Origin of the sequence: Deferribacter thermophilus (assembly GCF_049472675.1) — a bacterium.
In the GTDB taxonomy this organism is placed as follows: Bacteria; Chrysiogenota; Deferribacteres; order Deferribacterales; family Deferribacteraceae; genus Deferribacter; species Deferribacter thermophilus.
Window position 1 is genome coordinate 1 of the sequence record NZ_JAPNXM010000016.1, and the last position, 21,138, is coordinate 21,138.

The window sequence follows — 21,138 nt, forward strand, 5'->3', positions numbered from 1 at the left end:
AAATTAAGCATAATTTAGCAGAAAATAGATTAAATATCAATATGTTATATAAATTTTACTGTGCAACACCCTTTATAAAATTTAATCTTTTAATTTGGGAGGTTTGATTGGGTTTATTAGATAAGGTTTATAATTTTGATGAAGCTGAAAAGGTAAGAAGATTAGGGTTGTACCCTTATTTTAGAGTTATTGAATCAGAACAGGATACCGAAGTCTTTATCAATGGTAAAAAAGTCTTGATGCTTGGTTCAAACTCTTATCTTGGGCTCACTAATCATCCAAAAGTAAAAGTGGCTGCAATTGAAGCTATTAAAAAATATGGCACTGGGTGTGCAGGTTCCAGATTTTTAAATGGTACTCTTGATATCCATATAGAGTTAGAAGAAGCTTTGGCTGAGTTTGTTGGGAAAGAAGCAGCAATACTCTATTCTACAGGTTTTCAGGCAAATCAGGGTGCAATAGCTCCACTTGTCGGTAGAAGTGAATATGTGATAGTAGATAAGCTTGTTCATGCATCAATTATAGAGGGTTGTAGATTAACTCTTGGTAAGATGCTTAGATTCCCCCATAACGATATAAAAGCTTTAGAAAAGTTACTATCATCTTTAGAATATGATAGAGGGAAGTTGATAGTTGTTGATGGTGTTTACAGCATGGAGGGGGATTTGGCTGATCTGCCAAATATTGTTGAACTTGCTAAAAAATACAACGCTGAAGTTATGGTTGATGATGCTCATGGTATCGGTGTTTTTGGGAAAAATGGTAGAGGGACAGCTGACCATTTTGGTTTGACTGATGAAGTGGCGATAATTATGGGGACATTTTCAAAATCTTTTGCTTCACTTGGAGGGTTTATTGCTTCAAGTAAAGAGGTGATAGATTATTTAAAACATCATTCAAGAGCTCTGATTTTCTCAGCTTCTATGTCGCCTGCTAATGCAGCTGCAGTAAAAGCTGCTTTGGAAATTATGAAGAGTGAGCCTGAAAGGATAGAAAAGCTTTGGGCAAATACAAACAGGCTTAGAAAGGGGCTACAAGAGCTTGGCCTTGATACCGGTAAAAGTGTAAGCCCAATTATACCTGTGCAAATAGGTACAGATTTGGATGTATTCAAAGCGTGTATGATGCTTTTAAATGAAGGGGTTTTTGTTAATCCTGTAGTGACTCCTGCTGTTGAGCCAGGAAAAGCGATTATTAGATTATCTGTGATGGCCAATCATACCTTTGAGCAAATAGATTTTGCTTTAGAGAAAATTGAGAAAGTGACAAGACAGCTTGGTGTTTTGGTGTGAATTCACCTGTAAAAATTATTGAGCTTGATGTCGATTCAAATCTTAATGATTTTATAAATTTCCCTCATATCCTTTATAAAGATTGCCCCTTTTATGTCCACCATCTTAAGATGGAGAGAAAAGAGTTTTTTAATCCTAAAAAAAACCCTTTTTTTGAGCATGCAAAGGTAAAATATTTTTTAGCTGAAAAAGATGGAAAATTGGTTGGAAGGGTTGCTGGTATTATTGATTATAATTTTATAGAATTTCATGGGGAGAAAACTGGTTATTTTGGTTTTTTTGACTCAATTAATGACTTAGATGTTGCAAAAAGCCTTTTTGAAAAAGTAGAAAATTTTCTTAAACAAGAAGGGATAAAAAAGGTTATTGGCCCTTTTAATTTCTCCACCAATCATGAAGTTGGTGTTTTAATGAATCGATATGATGAACCACCAGTAGTAATGATGACATATAATTATGACTATTACCCAGCATTGATAGAATCAAATGGATATTCAAAAGAGATGGATTTGTTAGCATATAAGATTGAGGTTGAGGATTTCCCTGAAAGGGCAAAGAGAGCTTACAAACTCTTAAGGGAAAGGCTAAAAGTTGATTTGCGCTCTGTAAATATGAAAAGATTTAATGAGGAATTAGATAAGGTAAAAAAGGTTTATAACAGTGCCTGGGAGAAAAACTGGGGCTTTGTCCCCATGACAGAGAAAGAGTTTGACTTCATGGCAAAAAACCTAAAAAGTATATTAATACCTGATTTATGTATAATTGCAGAATATGAAGGGGAGCCTGTGGGCTTTTCTCTTACTTTGCCTGATATCAATCAGATTTTAATAGAGCTGAAAGGGAGGCTTTTCCCTTTTGGATTTTTTAAGTTTATAAAAAATTTTAAGAAAATAGATTTTGCAAGAGTGATAACACTTGGTATCGTGGAAAAATTCAGAGGGAAAGGGCTTGATTATCTTTTATACTATAAGACATTCGAAAATGGGTTTAAACATGGATTTTATAAAGGTGAGCTTTCATGGATATTGGAAACTAATAAGCCGATGAGATTAGCTCTGGAAAAGATGGGTGCTTATGTTTATAAAACCTATAGAATTTATTTTAAAAAGTTATGAAAAATAATTTGATTATCCCAACAATCATCATGGCATCTTTGGCAGCTTTTTTGATTATTTGTGCATATTTTAATAAAGAAGCATCTGTTGCCAAAGGTTTTAATATCTCTTTTAATATGTTTAAAAATATAATACCACTTCTTGTTTTTGCATTTATTATTGCAGGGTTTGTTCAGGTATTGGTTCCAAAAGAGTTTATTGTCAAATTTTTTGGAGAAGGTTCAGGTTTAAAAGGTATAATTGCTGCGGCAATCGCTGGAGCTCTTACTCCAGGTGGCCCTTATGTTAGTTTTCCATTAGCTCTTTCACTTATGGAAAAAGGGGCTTCTATTGGAGCAATGGTATCTTTTGTAACTGCTTGGTCAATATGGGGGGTAGCAAGGCTTCCTCTTGAAGTAGGTATTTTGGGATTAAAATTTACCGTATTAAGAGTTGTAAGTACAATATTTTTCCCAATTTTAGCAGGAATTATTGCAAATTTTATCAACGGTTTATTAAAATAGATTTACACCCATTATGATTACTGTAGAAAAACCTATCGCAAGTTTAATAAAAGTTCCAAGTACTCTACCTTTAAAAACTGCAATGCCTCTTTTTATGGCTTTATTCATATCTGCATGTTTAAAGTATTCAAAGATTACTGCTCCTAAAAAAGCTCCTAAGAAAGCACCAATTAGAGCTCCGATACCCAATAAAAAAGGTGCCATAAAAATACTTAATATAATCCCTGTAATTATAGAAAAAGTGTAAGTCCCTTTTTCAAGTCCATCAGCTTTTGTAGTAAAAAGCCCTGCAAAAAATTCTAATATTTCACCTAAAACTATTAATATTGTAATGATAATAAAATATTTGAGTGTAATCCAGTGTAATAAATAGGCAATCAATGGAAAAACTAAAGAAATAATATTACCTGGTAAACCAAAAAGTGTTGTAATTATTGATAAAGACTGCAAAATAATTAAAAGAGTTTTGAAAAACAAATTAGCACCTCAAAAAGTGGTGTAACTATAAACATTTTAATTATAAGATGGATATTATCAAGTAATTTATTAAAAAAATAATATAATATAATATATATATGAAAAACAACTTAGTAAATTTTATAAAGGTTAAAAATTTCCTACCTATACAGCCAAGCTTTTGCAATTCTGACTTAAAAAGCCTAAAGTATTAAAATTGATATTCAGAGCCAAAAGATGTTTCCCATTATTGGTTTATAAAAATCTATTTTATATTGGTATATTTTCTATACTTTCTTTCTGTTTTAAATATTTCGTTGTAAAATGAAAATGAGAATTACAGTATGATACATATTTTTCTATGATTTCGTATCGATTATTTTCCTCACTAATGTGGCCAAGAAAAACTGTATGAAGCTTTTTTGTGTTTATCATACTTAAAGTATTAATTGCCTGCCTGTTAGATAAGTGCCCTTTAATAGACTCAATTCTTTTTTTTAAAAATCCAGGGTAACTGCCGTTTTGAAGTAAACTATCTTCATAGTTAGATTCAAGTATGGCAAGGTGAGAATCGTTTAAATATTCAATAATATCATCAGTAACTACACCTAAATCTGTGGAAAATGTTACCCCTTTACCATTTATAACAAAATGATATCCAAAAGGTTCTGCACCATCATGTAATACTTTAAAAGGAATTACTTCAAAACCATCTATTTTATAGATTTTACCCACATCTAAAATATAAAAATTAGAAGGATCAATTTCATATTTCTTTGAAATCTCAATAGCAGTACCCATGCTGCAAAAAACATTTGGTTTGAAATTGGTGAGTAAAGATTTTAGCCCTTTTGTATGATCAAGATGTTCATGGGTTAAAAAAAGAAAAAGTTCTTTTTGATCTAAGTTAATGTTAGATAGTGTATCTTTTAGTTTCGAAAAGGATGTGCCGATATCAACAATAATCAAAGAATCATCAGTATTTATTGTATAACAATTGCCTTTACTTCCTGAGGATACGACATTTAAATATATCATTATTTTTATATTAATAAGAAAATAATTTTAAATCAACAAATATTTAAAATGCTATAAAAACAGTTTTAGCTGGTAAAAGTGACAAAGAGATAAAAGTTAGAAATAGGTATGATTAAGATAAGTTTAAAGGTTTCTTAGAAATTTAATGATGATTAAGAAGTTGGAGTTAACCTTGTATTAGCCACAAAATTAGTTGGTGAGCTCAAAGCTTGTTATAAATCAAAGTCATTATAGCAAATTTTTTAGATAAATTTAAACTTTTTGTATAACCCATAAAATGTATGAAAATGTTAGGTAAATAAATGATAAAATTATCCTAACATAATAATTGCAATTACAGGCTTGATTGTTACTATATTATTCTATAAATACTATGAGGTATTTTTTGAGTTTTGTAATATTTTAAAAAGGGGAAAATGAGTATCTTAGATAAATTTTTAAATGGGTTTAGAAAAGGGGTTAATGTTAGTAGTAAAATAATAATTTATACATTCCCATTTTATGTTTTGGTGGATTTTTTAAAAGCTGTAGGTTTTCTTGATAAAATTAGCTTTATTTTTGAGCCTATTACAAGATTAATGGGTTTGCCTGGTGAAGCAGCTATTGTTTTAGTCTCTGGTTTTTTGATAAATCTGTATCCTGCACTTGGATCTATGGCTGCTATGGATTTATCGGCAAAACAGATTACTATTATTGGGATAGTGTTGGGGATAGCTCATAATCTCATTGTCGAAGGTGTAGTTTTGTCTAAATCTGGAGTTAAGCTTTATATTACAATTAGTTTTAGGGTTATATTAGCAATAATTACTGGGATTTTGGTGAATTTAATATGGAATTTGATTTAATAACATCAGCAACAAACGCATTTAAACTTTCTTTAAAACTTTTTTTAGTAATAGTTTTTATAATGATAGCTTATGAATTTTTTGAGGATTCAAAACTTTATAACAAAATACAGGAAATTTTACAAAGGCCATTGAAAAAAGTGGGATTTACACCTAATTCTACAATTACAATGGTGGTTGGTCTTGTTTTGGGGATAGCTTACGGTGCTGGGGTTCTGATTAGAAATGCAATGAGTGGTAAAATGAGTAGCAAAGATATTTTTTTATCAAGTCTGTTTTTATCAGTTTGTCATGCTGTTTTTGAAGATACTTTACTTTTTGTTGCTTTAGGGGGGAATGGCTTTATTATTCTTGGGACAAGGATAATTTTAGCTTTGTTAGTGGCTGTTATAATTTCAAAGTTTGTTAAATTTAATAGCGATAATTTAGGCTAACAAAAACTTTTTTAATCGTTCTACCCCTTCTTTCATGTGCTTTATTTCTCGAGTAAAGGCAAACCTTATATATTTTTCAGTATTATTTTTGCCAAAATCAACTCCAGGGGTAATTGCAACTTTAATTTCATTCAGGATTTTTTTGCAAAATTCAAAGGAATTGTTTGTGTATTTTTCACAGTTTGCCCAGATATAAAATCCACCTTGAGGAACAGTTTCGATATCAAAAATCTCTTTTAACTCATTATAGAGAAAATCCCTTCTTTTTTCATAAACGGTTTTAACATAGTTTAAATATTCGTAATCAAAGGCTGCAAGTCCAGCATATTGACTGATTGTAGGTGCTGAGATAAACATATTTTGCTGTAAAATTTCACCCATTCTGATAAGTGAGTTTGGTAAGATAATCCATCCAGCCCTAATCCCTGGCATACAGAAATATTTTGAAAAACCGTTGATTACAATAGCATTATCGTTAAACTCTAATGCAGAATACTCTTTAAAATCTTCATAAACTAATCCATGATAAATTTCATCTGATATAATATAGATACCATTTTTTTCACAATAATTAGATATATCAATTAAATTGTTTTTATCATAAATAGTACCTGTAGGGTTGGCTGGAGAAGAGATGAGTAAGGCTTTAATCTTTTTATTTTTTAACATATCAGGTGTAATCTGATAATTTGTTGTTTTATCAACAGGTATGGATAAATATTTAGTTTTTAATATCTTTGCAATGTTTTTATAACATGGGTAAGTAGGGTCGCTAAAAGCTATATAATCATGATTTTGACAAAGTAGGGAGAATGCTAAACTGAATGCAGAGGATGTGCCCATTGTGACAATTATTCTTTCAGGATCAATATTTAAGTTATATTTTTTCTTATAAAACTCAGAAATCTTTTCTCTTAAAGGTAAAATCCCTTTAGATTCAGTATAACCAAATGATTCCTCAATTTTATTTTTCATCATTTCTACTACTTTTGGGCTTGGTTTTATATCTGGTTCGCCTACTTCAAAATGGATTGAATCATCATGTTTGCGTGACTCTCTGATAATATCCATTACAATGAAAGGATCAATTTCAAAGTTTTTCATAAGAACCTCATTTAATTATAATACATATTTTGTTAAATTTTCATCTTTTATTATTCCAGAAAGTTTTTCTTCTACATATTTTGCATCAATTACAATATGCTTGTTTTCAATATCAGGAGCTTCAAAGGAGATCTCTTCTAATAATTTTTCCATAATAGTGTGTAATCTTCTTGCACCTATATTTTCACTTGTTTTGTTTACATAAGAAGCAATTTCAGCTATTTTTTCAATTCCATCATTTGTGTATTCAATATCAACACCATCAGCTTTAAGTAGTGCTCTATACTGTTTTGTCAAAGCATTTTCAGGCTCTGTAAGTATTCTGACAAAATCTTCTTTAGTCAATGAATCCAATTCTACCCTAATAGGGAATCTTCCTTGTAGCTCAGGTATTAAATCAGATGGTTTTGAAATATGGAATGCACCTGCTGCGATAAAAAGTATATGGTCTGTTTTGACCATTCCATACTTTGTCATTACTGTAGAACCTTCGATAATGGGCAGTAAGTCTCTTTGAACCCCCTCTCGAGAAACATCTGCACCTCTAAAACTACCACTATCTCTTGAGCAAATTTTATCGATTTCATCTATAAATACTATACCAGATTGTTCTACCCTCTTGATAGCCAAGCTTTTTACTTCATCCATATCAATCAGTTTATTAGCTTCTTGAGTTTCCAATACTTCTAAGGCTTCTTTAATTTTAACTTTTTTCTTTCTTTTTTTACCTGGAAATAGGTTTTTAAACATATCTTGAATATTAATACCTAAGTCTTCCATCCCCACATTAGTCAAAACTTCTATATGTGGTCCAGGTTCATCCAAATCAACTTCTACAAATCTATCATCAAGCTTACCTTCTCTTAGCATTTTTCTAAATTTTTCCCTTGTTTCATCATCTGATGGGGAGCTGGCAAAACCAGAGGGTCTTGGTAAGAGCAAATCTAAAATTCTCTCTTCGGCATTTCTTCGTGCTTTTTCTCTAACCTCTTCTTTTTTCTCAGATTTTACCATATTTATAGCGATCTCTGTTAAATCTCGTATCATAGATTCCACATCTCTACCTACATAACCAACTTCTGTAAATTTACTTGCTTCAACTTTTATAAAGGGAGATTTTGTCAATTTTGCTAATCTTCTGGCAATTTCTGTTTTACCTACCCCAGTTGGTCCAATCATGATAATATTTTTGGGTGCAATTTCATCCTGTAATTTTTCTGGTAACTGTAATCTTCTCCATCTATTCCTAAGGGCAATAGCAACAGCCTTTTTTGCAGCCTTTTGACCTACAATATATTTATCAAGTTCTGCAACTATCTGTTTAGGTGTCAAATTTTCCATACTAAAACTCCTCTATGATTAAATTATTATTTGTATAAATACATATAGAAGCAGCTATGTTTAATGATTTTTCTACAATTTCTCTGGCGCTTAAATCAGTATTTTCCACAAGTGCTGTTGCAGCTGCTTGGGCATAGGGACCACCAGAACCTATTGCGGCTACATTGTTATTGGGCTCTACAACATCACCATTACCAGTTAATATATATATATTATTTTTATCAGCTACTATCATCATTGCTTCTAATCTTCTAAGATATTTGTCAGTCCTCCAATCTTTAGCTAACTCTACGGCAGCTCTTAACAATTGACCACTGTATTCATTTAATTTTTTTTCAAACCTTTCCATTAGTGTAAAAGCATCAGCAGTTGAGCCAGCAAATCCACATATAACATTATCGTTGTAGATTTTTCTTACTTTTTTTGCATTATGTTTTAAAACTGTATGACCAAAAGTAACTTGGCCATCTCCACCTACAGCAATTTTACCATCTTTTTTTACCGCTAAGATTGTTGTTCCTTTAAACATTGATTACCTCCCTGTAAGCTAAGCTTATAATATGCAAAAAGGGAAAACTTTCAAATGTTATTTTTGGCATTCATGTTGCTTTTATAATTGTAGGAGGTAGAAATGAGGAAAATTTTTCCTTGCTTGGTAATTATTTTTTTGCTTGGCTGTTCTTATCATTCAACAACTGTGAAAAACTTTAGTAAAGCTATAAGAACCCCTCTTGACAATGGATATCTTTATTTGGCTGCTCTTATTGAAGCTAAAACTAACTTTTCATCCTTATTGTATGATAAAACAAAAGTTAAAATAGTAGAAGATAGTGCTTATTCAAGTAGAATAATTAGTAAAAATAAAAAAATATATATTATGCCTTTAAAAAAACAGCTTGGAGATAAAATAACTTATGATGAGACAATTCAAACAGCTATCAAAAATTATATAACGATGAACAAATTTTCATTAATTACAAACAATTTGAATGAAGCCGATTATATAGCATTTACTTTTGTAAAAGGCTCGTTGACAAAAAATGTTGGGGAGAATTTTTCAGAGATTAATTTAACTATCTTTGATAAAAAGGAAAATGTAGTTTTTTATAGTAAAGTAAAAGGAGTTTCGAAATCTGATGAAAATTTTTGGTATTACCCCACAAAGTCTGCTAAGCCAACTTCATATATAACTTTGAAAACTTTAGAGTTTTTATTTAAAAAACAGCTCCCTAAAGCTTTTGAGAGAGGTGCGTAATGTTAAATGGGCTTTATACAGCAACAAGTGGAATGTTAGCGTTAAATAGAAAAATTGAAATTATTAGTAATAATTTGGCTAATATCAACACTACTTCATATAAAAGGGAAGATGCAGTTTTTACAAACTATTTGTATAAAGATGAGAGGAACCCGCAGGGTTTGATTAGGCAAAGTGAATATAATAAAACGATTAACAATACAGTTTCTTTGCATTCTGTTTTTACAGATTTTGAATCTGGTAATTTAATGCACACAGGCAATAAATTGGATTTAGCGCTTGAAACGAAAAACACATTTTTTGCTGTAGAAACACCTTTTGGTATAAGGTTTACTCGTGATGGTCATTTTACTTTAGATAAAGATAGAAGACTTGTTAATAAAGATGGATTTCCAGTTTTATCCAGAAACTATGAAAACAATGAAGGTATAATTCTTCCTGATGGCGATATAACTATTACGGAAAAAGGGGAAATTCTTGTCAATGGAGCTATAGTTGATCAGCTTTTTATCGCTGAAGTTGATGACCCATCTAAAATGCAAAAGATGGGTAGAAATCTTTATGCTGCAATAGGTTTTGTGCCAGATGAGTCAGAATCTCCAGTTGTTAAGCAAGGTTTTTTAGAGGGGAGTAATGTCAATCCAGTAAAAGAGATGGTTGCCATAATTGATGCAATGAGAGGGTTTGAAACATATCAAAAGGTTATACAAACCATAGATGAAATTAATAGTAGAACATCAAACGATATAGGAAGATTAGCATAAGTATGAATTAAATATAAATAATTTAGGGGGTAAACAATGCTAAGAACACTATGGACAGCAGCAAGTGGAATGACTACTCAGCAGATAAATATTGATAATATTTCAAACAATCTTGCAAATGTTAATACTGCTGGTTTTAAAAAATCACGTGTCAATTTTGAAGATCTTTTATATCAAGAGATTAAACCTGCTGGTGGAGTAACAGCTGCTGGAATAAATCATCCAACAGGGATTCAGATAGGACTTGGTTCAAAAGTGGTTTCAACGGAAAAAATTTTTTCACAAGGAAATTTTCAGCAAACAGGTAATCCTTTGGATGTTGCTATAGAAGGGGATGGATTTTTTCAGGTTACTCTGCCTGATGGAACTATAGGGTATACAAGAAACGGCTCCTTTAAGGTTGATGCAGATGGAAATTTAGTAACAGCTCAAGGTTATTTATTAGAGCCAAATATTGCTATCCCAGAAAATGCTCTTGAAATAATAGTGGGTGAAGATGGTACTGTTTCTGTTACTTTGCCAGGTGAAGCAGAACCCACAGAGCTTGGGCAGATAGAATTAGCTAAATTTATAAATCCATCTGGACTTCGTTCAATTGGGAAAAATATTTATTTACAGACTGCTGCAAGCGGTGAGCCTATTACAGGTATTCCTGGTGAAGACGGTTTTGGAACATTGGCACAAGGGATATTAGAAATGAGTAATGTAAATGTTGTTGAAGAAATGGTAAATCTTATTACTGGTCAAAGAGCTTATGAAATTAATTCTAAAGCTATTCAAACTGGTGATGAAATGTTGCAAATAGTAAATAACCTTAAGAGGTAAAAATAGTGTATCGTAGCATTATTACTTTAATTTTATTATTGCTTGTTACATTTGTTTCTTATGCTGCAGAGATAACTATAAATCGTGACTGTTTGTATGATAGCGACCTTTTCTATGATGGAAAGAAAGATGTGTTTTTGTGTGGTTTTATACCTGGGGAGAAAAAAATTATTCATCAAACTTTATTAAATAAACTTTATGAAAAAGGGTATAATCAATTAAAATTTGGTAATGATGGAATTATCACTGTTTTAAGAAAAGGGTTAAAAATAGATGAAAATACGATAAAAAATGAGATTACTAATTTGTATAAAAACAAATATCCTGATGTAGAAATTGAGATTAAAAGAGTTACTGCGCCAAAAGATATTTTATATAGTAAAGATAAAGGGTATAAATTTAATTTTTTAAATGATGATCATTTTGGCTCTGTATATTTTAATTTATCCACTTTTTATAAAAATTATAAAATATATGCTTATGTGAGAGGATTTAAAGAGGTATATATTTCTAAAGTGAGGATCAAGAAAGGGGAGACGATAAGAGATAAAGTTTATAAAAAAAAGGTTGATATATCACAGATTAAAGGTGGGTTACACTTTGATATAAAAGATAAAATAGCAAAGAGAACAATACCTAAAAACCGAGTAATAACAATGGATTTAATTAAAAATAAGCCTGATGCCTTTAAAGGTGAACCAGTTAAATTGATTTATCAAAGTAAGTATATCTTTGTAGAAGCAAAAGGGGTATTAAAAGAGGATGCATATAAAGGGGATATGGTTGAAGTAATAAACCCCACATCAAATAAAACAATCATGGCAAAATATCTTGGCAATGGAATTGTAATTATTAAAGAAAATTAGAAGGAAAAATTTTCTCAGTAATTCTGGCAAACTTCTTGCTTAATAAACAATGTTAATAACAAGTAAAGAGGGTTAAGATGAAAAAATGTGTCATTTCTTTTATATTAATTTTTAGTTTTTTGGTCATCGGTTGTGCAAAGAAAGTAGTTACAGAAGTTCCAACTACAAATTACAAAAAAGAGATTGAGGAATATGAAAAGTATCAGGCTCAAAGGAAACCTTCCCCTTCATTGTGGACAGATATTGGGAACTATGGCACTTTCTTTTTAGATTATAAAGGTAGAAAAGTTGGAGATATTGTAATAGTTAAGATAGTAGAATCTTCTTCAGCTACAAATTCAAATACTACAAAAACATCAAAGTCCACATCATATAAAATGGGTATAACGAGTTTACTTGGTTTACCCACGAATTTAGGTATGAACAATTTTCTTAATTCTGGAAATCAATTTGATCCAAATATTGATGCATCTACTTCAAACTCCTTTAATGGAAAAGGGCAGAAACAAAAATCGGATCAAGTTACTGCTACCATTGCAGCTAGAGTTGTGGATGTTTTACCTTCAGGCAATTTAGTAATAGAAGGGCATAGAGAGATTATTGTTGATCAGGAAAAGCAGATCATTTCAGTTAGAGGTGTTATTAGACAAAAAGATATTGATGCATCTAATACTGTATTATCAACAGCTATTGCTGATGCCCAAATAACATATAGCGGCAAAGGTGTTTTAAGTGATGCAAACAAAAAAGGTTGGCTTGCAAATGTAATTGATTGGGTATGGCCATTTTAGGAGGTTGGATTATGAGAAAATTATTTTATTTACTATTCTGCTTACTTTTTGCAGTCAACTCGTTTGCCTATGTAAAAATTAGAGATATAGCAAAAGTTGATGGTATAAGGGATAATCAATTAATTGGTTATGGTTTAGTTGTTGGTTTAAATGGTACTGGGGATAAGTCTGGGACTGAGTTTACTATTCAATCACTTGTTAATATGCTTGATAGAATGGGGATTACTGTAGACAAAAATAAAGTTAAGGTAAAAAATGTTGCTGCAGTAATGGTTACAGCAAAACTTCCTCCATTTGCCAAAGAAGGCACCAGAATAGATGTTACGGTCTCATCAATTGGTGATGCAAAAAGTTTAGAAGGTGGGACTTTGCTAATGACTCCGCTTTCTGGCCCAGATGGGAAAATATATGCTGTAGCACAAGGGCCTTTATCTGTAGGAGGGATGAATGTTTCATCTGGTGGGGGAGGTACTGTGAAAAATCATCCAACAGTGGGTAGGATTCCAAATGGTGCTTTGATAGAAAGGGAAGTACCATTTAGTTTAGACAAGAATTTTATAGTATTGGATTTTGAGAGGGATAGCCTCACAGATTTAGTAAAAGCAAAAAATGCAATTAATAGGTTTTTTAAAAAGGAAATTGCTTTTGCTGATACTCCAAAAACTATAAAAATAATGATCCCTGATGGTTATAAAGATAGGTTTTACGATTTTTTAGCTACAATAATGAACATCGAAATTGATCCAGAGCCCTCATCAAAAGTTGTTGTTGATGAAAGAACTGGGACAATTGTTATGGGTTCAGATGTTAGAATCAGTACTGTTGCTGTTTCGCATGGAAATCTCACTATAAAAATTACGAATACTGTTGAGATTAGTCAACCTGCACCTTTATCGCAGGGTAAGACTGTTGTTACAACAAATCAAAATACTGAAGTAAAAGAGGAGGAAGCAAAATTAATGGTTATCCCAGAAGGGGTAAGAATTAGTGACTTGGTTAAGGCTTTAAATTCACTTGGTGTTACACCTAGGGATTTGATTGCAATATTGCAGGCTATAAAAGCAGCAGGTGCTTTACAAGGGGATTTGGAGGTAATTTGATGAAAGTGTCAAAAGTTGATAACTTTTCTCATCAAGAATTAAAACTTGAAAAGCTTAAAAAGGCTTGTGCAGATTTTGAAGCATTGCTTTACCATGAAATGTTTAAAACAAATAAAACAGTATTTAATGATGGCTTACTAAAAAAATCACTAGCTGATGATATATATCGTGATATGCTTTATATGGAAGTATCAAAATTAGCTGCAGAAAAGAGCAACAATGGTGTGAAAGATCTGTTGTTCGAATTTTTATCAAAAAACTTGGTGGGAAATGTTTACTCTAATTATGGGAAAAAAATAACAGAAAATAGAGCAAATCATAAAAATATTTTGGCATAATTGTTGCTTAACTTTTTTTAGTTGCAGTTAGAAGAGGTTGTTTAAGTTTATATTTTTTGCTAAAGTTTAAACAGTAAGTGCCGATATTTGTTATAGGCGTGGTTGGAGGCAATTATGAGGATCGAAGATAAGGTTAAATTAGGTTATGAAAATTTGGTAAAAATTGATAATAAGAAAGATATTCAAAGAGATAATAAAAATGTTGATGTAAGATCTGAAAAGAAGGATAGGGTTGAGTTTTCCGTTGACAGACAAAAGATAGATAATTTAAAACAAAAGATTAAAGAAGCGTCTGATGTTAGGAAAGAAAAAATTGACCAGTTAAAGAAAAGTATAGAAGCCGGCACTTACGATGTTACTGGTAAAAAAGTAGCAGAAAAGATAGTAAACCTCGCAATAGATAATCTCTTCTAACTGCAACTCTTAACAGATATTAAAATTGGAGGCTATAATGGAAACAATCCAGAACCTTATTTCTGTGCTCAAAGACCAGAAAAGACTATATGAAGAGCTATATCAATTACTTATGGACGAAAAAGATATTATTATCAACTGGGATATAGATAGAATGATGGAGTTACCTAAAATTAAAGATACATTTTTTTATAAAGAAAAAATGTTGGAGGAGTCTAGGAAGAATATTGAAAAAAAATTAAAGGATGAATTGAATATAGAAATTAATAATATAGATGATATTCTAAAGAATTTGGAAGATCACAAATTAAGAGAAGAGATAATAAGCTTAAGAGATGAACTTTTAGCGCTTATTGATAAGATATCTGCTGAAAATAATAAAGTAAAAGTTCTTTATAATACAAATTTAAAGCTTATTTCTGACTTTTTTTCAAGAGTTGGCGTTATGGATGAAAAAAGTGGTTATAGTCCAAAAGGGGCTCCAGTTTATAGTAGAGTAGTTAATAGGGGTTAACATGGCAAATATTTTTGGAATATTTCAAACAGGTGTTTCTGGATTGATGGTTTCTCAGGCAGGTATAGATGTCACAGGTCATAATATTGCGAATGTAAATACAGAAGGTTACTCAAGGCAAAGGATAAGTATTGAAACTGAAATTCCTCTATTGGTTCACCCTGGCCCTTTTGGGAGAGGGGCAAAGGTTTCTTCGGTTATGAGGACATACGATGATGTTTTGGCTAAAAATCTTAGGGAATCAACATCAGGGTTAAAATACTACGAATCCTTACAACAGGCTTTAGAAAATGTTGAGATCTATTTTAATGAGCTTGAAGCTGGATCAGGGCTTGGTGATGCGCTAAAAGATTATTTTAATGCATGGAGTGATTTAGCAAACACTGCTCCAGATAATTCTGATGAAGCTACAGTAAAAAGAGTGGCTTTAATAGAAAAAAGTAAAACTCTGGTTCAAAAGATTCATGAAGGTTATCAATCTATAGAGGCTCTTAGAGATAGGGCAGATGAAAATATTAAGGAATATATAAATGAAATAAATGATATAGCAAAGAATATAGCATATTATAACTTCCAAATTGCAAAAACTGAATCTGGTGGTGATCATGCAAATGATATGAGAGATAAAAGAGAGCTATTATTAAATAAATTAGCAGAACTTGTTAACATCAAAACATTTGAAAGAAAAGATGGGCAAATGAGCGTATTTGTTGGAGGGATTGCTATAGTAGATGGATCTACTCCAAATAACTTGTATGTTGTTGAGAACGATGAAAATGATGGACACTATGATATATATTGGGGAGCAAGTTTAATAGATAAAGCACAGGTTAACATAACTGATAAAATCAGTTCGGGTAGGATTTATGCTGAGCTAAAATCAAGGGATGAAATATTAAAAGGTTATTTAAATTCATTAGATGAATTTGCAAAGAATTTAATCCTAAAGACAAACCAATTACATTCATTAGGACAAGGATTAAAACGATTTAGCCAAATTACTTCTACAAATAGTGTTGAAAATCCTAGTTATAAATTTTCCGAAGATCCAGGTAAATTGCCTTATGATGTGAGTAAAGGGGTTTTTAGGATTACTGTTTACAACTCTGAAGGTCTTAAAGTTAACGATTTTGATATAGAAGTTGACCCATCAAAAGATAGTTTAAATTCAGTAATTGAAAAGATTTCTCAAGCGGATGGTAACCCAGCAGGTGGAAGGATACAAGCTTTTCTGTCTGAAGGTGGAAAGTTAAAAATTCAGGTGGAAGATGGATATACTTTTAGTTTTAGTGAAGATAATTCAAATATTTTAGCTGCCTTAGGTTTATATGGTTATTTTAAAGGGGTAGATGCCAAATCGATAGAACTTAATGATATAGTTAAAAATGACAATTCATTTATTGCAACTAGTAAAACAGGTGAACCAGGGGATAATCAGGTTGCGCTTGAAATTTCAAATCTAAAATATGAAAAAGCCTTTGATTCGAAAGGTATTACTTTTGATCAGTTTTATACGGTTTTTGTATCTCAGATTGCAAGTGATAAAAGAGAGGTGGATACATATCTTGATGCTAAGAGAGAAGCAGTTAATCAGTTAACTTTGAAACTCGATGAAGTAAAAGGTGTATCCTTGGATGAAGAGTTTACAAATCTAATTAAATTTCAAAAAGCTTATGAGGCTAATGCTAGATTTATTACTGCTGTTGATGAGATGCTTGATAGGTTGATAAATGGTACAGGTACAGTTGGTAGATAGAGGTAATTTATGAGAGTTACTTTTAACACTTTGTATATTAAAAATCAGGATAATATAAGAAAAAGTTTAGAGCGCATGACAATTGCCAATGATAAAGTTAATAAAGGGAGAAATCTATTAAACCCTGAGTCTGATCCTGTATATTATGCAAGTGCTATAAATATTCAAAGAATGATTGATGAAATGGAGCAATTCAAAAGAAACGCTGATAATGCGTTAACATGGCTTACAAATGAAGATAATGAATTACAAAATGCATCATCACTTATTAGTAAAGCAAAAAATGAGTATGCACTTGCTGGTTTGAATGATTCTCAAAATGAAACAAGTAGAAAGGCTTTAGCAGGTGATGTAAAAAATATCCTTGATTCAATGGTTAGTATCGGAAATGCTAATTATTTTGGAAGATACATTTTTGCTGGATATAAAACAGATACAAAACCTTTTAGTTATGATAATAAAGAAATAAAAGGTGTTACGATAGATAGTGGTAGTCAAGGCCTTGAAATAATTAAAAAAAGGACTTTTGCAGATTTAAAAGAGATTGATGAAGGGAATTACACTGTCGATATTCAAAAAGTCAATGGAAGTGCTGAGTTAATAAAAGTTATTTTGTATGATTCATCTGGCAATAAAGTTTTTATAGATTCAAATAGTAGTGATGAATCAGCAAAAAATGGGAATATTGCTACCACAGAAATGTATGTAAAATACAGCCCTAACAAAGTTATTAATTTAGGAGTTGGGTTTGGAATAAAATTATCGGAAGATAATTTTAGCGATTTTCAGGGAGCAAAGATTTCTTTTAATTATAAGCCTGGAGATGATATTAGATATCACGGCGATGAAGGGAAAATAAATGCCAAAATTGGTTATTCGCAAGATGTAACATTAAATCTTACTGGCAAAGATGTATTTTTAGCAACAAATAGAATACTAAAAGGTACGGGCTTTAATACAATAAATGGTTTGCCTATAACGGAAACTGCTAAATTTTTAGAAATAGACAATATAAATGTTTCTGAAGCTGATTATATTGAGGTAAGTGGTACTGATCATCTTGGTATGCCAGTAGGTGTTGCTAAACTGTGGTCAGCAAACAGTGTAGTTCTCGATATGACAAAAGCTACAGAAGATGAAAGAACAATTACTGTTGAATATGGTGGTTATAGTGAGAAAATAACTCTTGACCAAAAAGCGTATGAAGATGTTGAAGCTGTTGTAGATACAATTAATAACAAATTATCAAATCAAGGGCTTGGAGATTATGTTATAGCTTATGCTGATGGCGATAAAATCTTATTAGCTACTACAGAAGCTGGTGCTTATGTGAGATTAACGGTAATAGGTAGTCAAAACAATAAACTCGGTTTTGAACAAAATCCGGGGGATAGCAATTTTGTTGCATTTGGAAAATCAAGAAGATTTTTCTTTGGTTATGATGATTTTGAAGAGTTTGATAGTAATAATTTATCACCAATGTTTAACTCTTTTGATAACTTATCTCCAAATACCGATTATAAGCTTATTATAAATGGAGTAGAGGTTTTATTTTCTACTGGATCAAATATTCAAGATACACTTAACAACATTGAGAGTGCACTCAAGGATAAAGGGCTACTAAAAAATATTAAAGTAGATGTGGGTAATGGGAGCATAAATGGTTATAAGATAACACTTGAGTACTTAAATGTTGATAAGGGGAATGATATTTATTTTGATACATCGCTATATGATTCACTAAATAATTTAGTGGATCATGATTTTTCAACCCCTAGGAGTGATATATTTCCATCATATAATGAGAGTAAAAGTGTAGGAGATTTTTTAAAGTTTATAGAAAACCTGTATGATAACAGTGTAGATGCTTCTATAAGTGAAGGTCAGCTTATAGTTGAAGATTTAAGGGATGGAATAAGTAGGTTTACATTAAATATTAACGAAAGTAATACTGGTATAGGATACCCTGAAGTAAATAAAAATGTTGTTTTCTCAGGTAAGTATACTGGTGGTGTAGATAGTACTTGGCATTTTGAATATGACTATAACAATGATATTTTAAAAGTAACATCTGGAACATCAACTATAAAAGAAATTAATAATTTTAGTGCGAATTATTCAAATAAAGAGCTTGATTTGGGTTATGGTGTAAAAGTTTTAATAAACTCAGATATATTAAATACTGATGTTATATTTGATCTTGCATTGAAAGCCAATAGTAATCTGAATTTTGGTGATATGAATATTATTCAAGATGGAGAAAATGTAAATGTTTTTAAAACACTTAAGAATTTATATGATGCTTTAGATCTAAATATTGCTCAAGGTGGTATAGGTGCTCCTTCCGCTTGGAGAGATGAAAACTTTAGATCCACTGCAAACCCATTTTTAGATGGGGAATTCCGTGGTAATTATAATGATAAATGGGTTTATCAAGTTGAGTCAGTGGATAATAAAAATGAATTTTTTTTACAAAATGAATTAACTTATTCAGTCAATTCACCAACAGATTTTAGCAATCTCAATTTTACACTTAACATAAAAACTAATGATAGCATTGTATCTTTAAACTATCCTATAGATTTTGATACAAGTGGAGTTTTGGATGTAAATACATTTATAGATGCATTAAATCAGGATAGTGATTTGCGAAATTATGGAATAACAGTGAGTTTTGATGATCAAAATAATAAAATATTATTTAACTCAGGAAAAGGCACTCAAGAAATAAGTGTGACTACTAATGATAATAATACAGCTAACCAATTTTTTGGAGATACAAATTACATTAATACTGTTTTTGGTCAAAAAGACGCAACTATTGATTTGTCAGATTATCCTCATGAAAATGTGATATTGACAATATATGATAATAATGGATCTGAACATAATATCTCAATTAAGGCTAAAAACTATAGTGGTATTGATGAACTAAAAAGTACTATTCAGTATGAATTGGATGCAAACGGTATTTCTGTAACAGTTGGAAATGTGGGTAACAGATTGGTTTTGACAGGTAGTGGTTCATTTTCTAATTTGCATGTCTCTGGTGATTATGAAGGCACTTTGGGATTTTACAAAGCTGGTGATGAGGTCAAAATAAAGGTGAGTAGTGAGCCGACAGGTGAGCTAATTAATGAAGTTTCTTTAGATACTGCTGGCAAAACTTATGAAGTTGCTGATGGTGTTAAATTAGGATTTGATAAAGGTGACTTATATGCTACAGATTCTTTTACTGCCACAGTAGGCTCTGGAATTGACTATGAACTACCTATATTAGATAGGGCAGAAACCCAGATAGGTGAAGCGTTGACAATTGTTGGGACACGACAAAATAGAGTTGATAGTGTAATAAATTTTCATACGACCTTTACAACGAGCAATGAGGAGTTGAAAGCTAAATATCTTGGCTCGAGAGAAGTAGATATTACAGATGCGATCACACAGTTGCAGTTAGCGCAACAGGCATACCATGCAGCATTGGCAGCAACATCAAGATTATTACAGATTTCAATTTTAGATTTTTTGAGATAAATTAGGAGGATAAAATGAACAAAAAAGTATTATTGGAAAAAGATATGGAAGAGTTTGTTTTGGATTCAAAAAAAGTTGGACAGATCAAATATAAAGAAAGTGATCTAATTACCCTTGCTTCACCTTTATTTGGTTTTCCAGATTTGCATGATTTTCTATTATTAGAAGATGATGAGTATTTTCCTTTTTTATGGTTTCACTCTGTAGAAGATCCAAATGTGGCTTTTGTTGTTTTGCCAATCAAAAGTTATTTTAATGACTATAATCCTGTAATTCCAAAAAGAGAGTTAAAGGTTCTGCAAGCTAAGGATTTAAATGAATTAACATTTTTTGGGATTGTTGTTGTTCCTGATAATCCAAAAGAGGCAACTATCAATTTGAGAGCTCCTTTGGTTGTGAATTTAGGGAAAAAACTTGCAAAACAGATAATTTTGGATGATGATAAATATCAAATCAAAACTCCATTGTTTGAAGGTGATTAATATTTATGCTGGTTTTAACAAGAAAAATAGGTGAAAGCATAATCATTGGGGATGATATAGAAGTTAAAGTCGTTAGTATAAGCGGCAAATCAGTTCGACTTGGAGTTGATGCACCTAAAAATATAAGTGTTCATCGTAAAGAAATATATGATGCAATTACTTATGAAAATATAGCTGCAGCTAAAGATGATGACATTAAAAAAATAGCCGAATTTATTAAAAAAACCAGTTGAAATTTTATAAAATTTAGTTATATTAATTTTCCCAATTTGAAAAATTAATATTTTTTAGATGTTTTAAATTTTTTAAAAAAACTAGTTGACAAGAGAGTAGAAATTATATATAAACGCGTTCCGCTGTTGGTGAGCGGT

Annotated in this window: 23 protein-coding genes; 18 read left to right on the forward strand and 5 right to left on the reverse strand. The window is 31.2% G+C overall.

All coding sequences use genetic code 11. The features are described 5' to 3' along the window. The first annotated feature begins 107 nt into the window (after positions 1 to 107). The 3 genes from OWM07_RS10595 to OWM07_RS10605 are packed head-to-tail and all read left to right on the forward strand — an operon-like array spanning position 108 to position 2,910. Positions 108 to 1,292 (forward strand): aminotransferase class I/II-fold pyridoxal phosphate-dependent enzyme, encoded by a 1,185-nt coding sequence (locus tag OWM07_RS10595; RefSeq protein WP_423303709.1) that lies wholly within the window; start codon positions 108 to 110, stop codon positions 1,290 to 1,292. Continuing rightward, a complete protein-coding gene (locus tag OWM07_RS10600) occupies positions 1,289 to 2,407 on the forward strand; it encodes a hypothetical protein (protein ID WP_423303710.1) in 1,119 nt (372 codons plus the stop codon). Before OWM07_RS10595 ends, OWM07_RS10600 begins: the two co-directional genes overlap by 4 nt. After that, a complete protein-coding gene (locus OWM07_RS10605) occupies positions 2,404 to 2,910 on the forward strand; it encodes a permease (RefSeq protein WP_423303711.1) in 507 nt (168 codons plus the stop codon). Before OWM07_RS10600 ends, OWM07_RS10605 begins: the two co-directional genes overlap by 4 nt. On the opposite strand, the gene OWM07_RS10610 is transcribed toward OWM07_RS10605, so the two are convergent. Together OWM07_RS10610 and OWM07_RS10615 are read right to left on the reverse strand one after the other, a co-directional pair. Continuing rightward, positions 2,902 to 3,387 carry a DUF456 domain-containing protein gene (locus tag OWM07_RS10610; protein WP_423303712.1) on the reverse strand — a complete coding sequence of 162 codons (486 nt, stop codon included), beginning with the start codon at positions 3,385 to 3,387 and terminating at the stop codon, positions 2,902 to 2,904. The genes OWM07_RS10605 and OWM07_RS10610 overlap by 9 nt on opposite strands. 249 nt (positions 3,388 to 3,636) lie before the next feature. Then, on the reverse strand, positions 3,637 to 4,404 hold the full coding sequence (locus OWM07_RS10615; protein ID WP_423303713.1) for an MBL fold metallo-hydrolase: 768 nt from the start codon (positions 4,402 to 4,404) through the stop codon (positions 3,637 to 3,639). Between the two features lie 416 nt (positions 4,405 to 4,820). On the opposite strand from OWM07_RS10615, the gene OWM07_RS10620 reads away from it, so the two are divergent. Together OWM07_RS10620 and OWM07_RS10625 are read left to right on the forward strand one after the other, a co-directional pair. Beyond that, positions 4,821 to 5,249: a nucleoside recognition domain-containing protein gene (locus OWM07_RS10620; RefSeq protein ID WP_423303714.1), complete on the forward strand. Its 429-nt coding sequence runs from the start codon at positions 4,821 to 4,823 to the stop codon at positions 5,247 to 5,249. Further along, the gene (locus tag OWM07_RS10625; protein WP_423303715.1) at positions 5,234 to 5,683 is read left to right on the forward strand and encodes a nucleoside recognition domain-containing protein; all 450 of its coding nucleotides are present in this window, start codon (positions 5,234 to 5,236) and stop codon (positions 5,681 to 5,683) included. The genes OWM07_RS10620 and OWM07_RS10625 overlap by 16 nt, the downstream gene beginning before the upstream one ends. Here the strand turns inward: OWM07_RS10625 and OWM07_RS10630 are convergent. From OWM07_RS10630 to hslV, 3 genes are read right to left on the reverse strand one after another with little or no spacing between them, the layout of a single operon-like run. Beyond that, positions 5,675 to 6,787 (reverse strand): pyridoxal phosphate-dependent aminotransferase, encoded by a 1,113-nt coding sequence (locus tag OWM07_RS10630; protein ID WP_423303716.1) that lies wholly within the window; start codon positions 6,785 to 6,787, stop codon positions 5,675 to 5,677. The genes OWM07_RS10625 and OWM07_RS10630 overlap by 9 nt on opposite strands. Positions 6,788 to 6,802: 15 nt before the next feature. Continuing rightward, the gene (gene hslU / locus OWM07_RS10635; RefSeq protein WP_423303717.1) at positions 6,803 to 8,128 is read right to left on the reverse strand and encodes an ATP-dependent protease ATPase subunit HslU; all 1,326 of its coding nucleotides are present in this window, start codon (positions 8,126 to 8,128) and stop codon (positions 6,803 to 6,805) included. 1 nt (position 8,129) lies between these two features. Continuing rightward, complete coding sequence (gene hslV, locus OWM07_RS10640; RefSeq protein ID WP_423303718.1) at positions 8,130 to 8,657, reverse strand: ATP-dependent protease subunit HslV; 528 nt, start codon at positions 8,655 to 8,657, stop codon at positions 8,130 to 8,132. A 102-nt stretch (positions 8,658 to 8,759) separates the two neighbouring features. Here hslV and OWM07_RS10645 point away from each other — a divergent pair, with 102 nt between their 5' ends. The 13 genes from OWM07_RS10645 (at position 8,760) to csrA (ending at position 21,000) form a co-directional block, all read left to right on the forward strand. After that, entirely contained in the window at positions 8,760 to 9,383 is a 624-nt protein-coding gene (locus tag OWM07_RS10645) for a hypothetical protein (RefSeq protein ID WP_423303719.1), read from the forward strand. Then, on the forward strand, positions 9,383 to 10,147 hold the full coding sequence (locus tag OWM07_RS10650) for a flagellar hook-basal body protein (protein WP_423303720.1): 765 nt from the start codon (positions 9,383 to 9,385) through the stop codon (positions 10,145 to 10,147). The genes OWM07_RS10645 and OWM07_RS10650 overlap by 1 nt, the downstream gene beginning before the upstream one ends. Positions 10,148 to 10,183: 36 nt before the next feature. After that, positions 10,184 to 10,972 (forward strand): flagellar basal-body rod protein FlgG, encoded by a 789-nt coding sequence (gene flgG, locus OWM07_RS10655; RefSeq protein WP_423303721.1) that lies wholly within the window; start codon positions 10,184 to 10,186, stop codon positions 10,970 to 10,972. A 5-nt stretch (positions 10,973 to 10,977) separates the two neighbouring features. Continuing rightward, positions 10,978 to 11,838, forward strand: coding sequence for a flagellar basal body P-ring formation chaperone FlgA (flgA, locus tag OWM07_RS10660; protein WP_423303722.1), 861 nt, complete (start codon positions 10,978 to 10,980; stop codon positions 11,836 to 11,838). A 77-nt stretch (positions 11,839 to 11,915) separates the two neighbouring features. Beyond that, entirely contained in the window at positions 11,916 to 12,629 is a 714-nt protein-coding gene (locus tag OWM07_RS10665; RefSeq protein ID WP_423303723.1) for a flagellar basal body L-ring protein FlgH, read from the forward strand. A gap of 11 nt (positions 12,630 to 12,640) precedes the next feature. Beyond that, complete coding sequence (locus tag OWM07_RS10670; RefSeq protein WP_423303724.1) at positions 12,641 to 13,729, forward strand: flagellar basal body P-ring protein FlgI; 1,089 nt, start codon at positions 12,641 to 12,643, stop codon at positions 13,727 to 13,729. Then, positions 13,729 to 14,067 (forward strand): rod-binding protein, encoded by a 339-nt coding sequence (locus OWM07_RS10675; protein ID WP_423303725.1) that lies wholly within the window; start codon positions 13,729 to 13,731, stop codon positions 14,065 to 14,067. Before OWM07_RS10670 ends, OWM07_RS10675 begins: the two co-directional genes overlap by 1 nt. Before the next feature lie 114 nt (positions 14,068 to 14,181). Next, on the forward strand, positions 14,182 to 14,481 hold the full coding sequence (flgM, locus tag OWM07_RS10680) for a flagellar biosynthesis anti-sigma factor FlgM (RefSeq protein ID WP_423303726.1): 300 nt from the start codon (positions 14,182 to 14,184) through the stop codon (positions 14,479 to 14,481). A gap of 37 nt (positions 14,482 to 14,518) precedes the next feature. Further along, on the forward strand, positions 14,519 to 14,995 hold the full coding sequence (gene flgN / locus OWM07_RS10685; RefSeq protein ID WP_423303727.1) for a flagellar export chaperone FlgN: 477 nt from the start codon (positions 14,519 to 14,521) through the stop codon (positions 14,993 to 14,995). Position 14,996: 1 nt separating this feature from the next. After that, complete coding sequence (gene flgK / locus OWM07_RS10690) at positions 14,997 to 16,751, forward strand: flagellar hook-associated protein FlgK (RefSeq protein WP_423303728.1); 1,755 nt, start codon at positions 14,997 to 14,999, stop codon at positions 16,749 to 16,751. 9 nt (positions 16,752 to 16,760) lie between these two features. Further along, positions 16,761 to 20,285 carry a flagellin gene (locus OWM07_RS10695; RefSeq protein WP_423303730.1) on the forward strand — a complete coding sequence of 1,175 codons (3,525 nt, stop codon included), beginning with the start codon at positions 16,761 to 16,763 and terminating at the stop codon, positions 20,283 to 20,285. Between the two features lie 14 nt (positions 20,286 to 20,299). Continuing rightward, positions 20,300 to 20,767, forward strand: coding sequence for a flagellar assembly protein FliW (gene fliW, locus OWM07_RS10700; protein WP_423303731.1), 468 nt, complete (start codon positions 20,300 to 20,302; stop codon positions 20,765 to 20,767). A gap of 5 nt (positions 20,768 to 20,772) precedes the next feature. Further along, positions 20,773 to 21,000 carry a carbon storage regulator CsrA gene (gene csrA / locus OWM07_RS10705; RefSeq protein ID WP_423303732.1) on the forward strand — a complete coding sequence of 76 codons (228 nt, stop codon included), beginning with the start codon at positions 20,773 to 20,775 and terminating at the stop codon, positions 20,998 to 21,000. The last annotated feature ends 138 nt before the right edge of the window (positions 21,001 to 21,138 follow it).

Excerpts from the sequence above, each read along its gene's own strand:
- OWM07_RS10605 (WP_423303711.1), top strand. The coding sequence starts at position 2,404 with ATGAAAAATAATTTGATTATCCCAACAATCATCATGGCATCTTTGGCA.
- OWM07_RS10615 (WP_423303713.1), bottom strand. The coding sequence starts at position 4,404 with ATGATATATTTAAATGTCGTATCCTCAGGAAGTAAAGGCAATTGTTAT.
- OWM07_RS10620 (WP_423303714.1), top strand. The coding sequence starts at position 4,821 with ATGAGTATCTTAGATAAATTTTTAAATGGGTTTAGAAAAGGGGTTAAT.
- OWM07_RS10625 (WP_423303715.1), top strand. The coding sequence starts at position 5,234 with ATGGAATTTGATTTAATAACATCAGCAACAAACGCATTTAAACTTTCT.
- OWM07_RS10630 (WP_423303716.1), bottom strand. The coding sequence starts at position 6,787 with ATGAAAAACTTTGAAATTGATCCTTTCATTGTAATGGATATTATCAGA.
- hslU (WP_423303717.1), bottom strand. The coding sequence starts at position 8,128 with ATGGAAAATTTGACACCTAAACAGATAGTTGCAGAACTTGATAAATAT.
- hslV (WP_423303718.1), bottom strand. The coding sequence starts at position 8,657 with ATGTTTAAAGGAACAACAATCTTAGCGGTAAAAAAAGATGGTAAAATT.
- OWM07_RS10645 (WP_423303719.1), top strand. The coding sequence starts at position 8,760 with ATGAGGAAAATTTTTCCTTGCTTGGTAATTATTTTTTTGCTTGGCTGT.
- OWM07_RS10650 (WP_423303720.1), top strand. The coding sequence starts at position 9,383 with ATGTTAAATGGGCTTTATACAGCAACAAGTGGAATGTTAGCGTTAAAT.
- flgG (WP_423303721.1), top strand. The coding sequence starts at position 10,184 with ATGCTAAGAACACTATGGACAGCAGCAAGTGGAATGACTACTCAGCAG.
- OWM07_RS10665 (WP_423303723.1), top strand. The coding sequence starts at position 11,916 with ATGAAAAAATGTGTCATTTCTTTTATATTAATTTTTAGTTTTTTGGTC.
- OWM07_RS10670 (WP_423303724.1), top strand. The coding sequence starts at position 12,641 with ATGAGAAAATTATTTTATTTACTATTCTGCTTACTTTTTGCAGTCAAC.
- OWM07_RS10675 (WP_423303725.1), top strand. The coding sequence starts at position 13,729 with ATGAAAGTGTCAAAAGTTGATAACTTTTCTCATCAAGAATTAAAACTT.
- flgM (WP_423303726.1), top strand. The coding sequence starts at position 14,182 with ATGAGGATCGAAGATAAGGTTAAATTAGGTTATGAAAATTTGGTAAAA.
- flgN (WP_423303727.1), top strand. The coding sequence starts at position 14,519 with ATGGAAACAATCCAGAACCTTATTTCTGTGCTCAAAGACCAGAAAAGA.
- flgK (WP_423303728.1), top strand. The coding sequence starts at position 14,997 with ATGGCAAATATTTTTGGAATATTTCAAACAGGTGTTTCTGGATTGATG.
- OWM07_RS10695 (WP_423303730.1), top strand. The coding sequence starts at position 16,761 with ATGAGAGTTACTTTTAACACTTTGTATATTAAAAATCAGGATAATATA.
- fliW (WP_423303731.1), top strand. The coding sequence starts at position 20,300 with ATGAACAAAAAAGTATTATTGGAAAAAGATATGGAAGAGTTTGTTTTG.
- csrA (WP_423303732.1), top strand. The coding sequence starts at position 20,773 with ATGCTGGTTTTAACAAGAAAAATAGGTGAAAGCATAATCATTGGGGAT.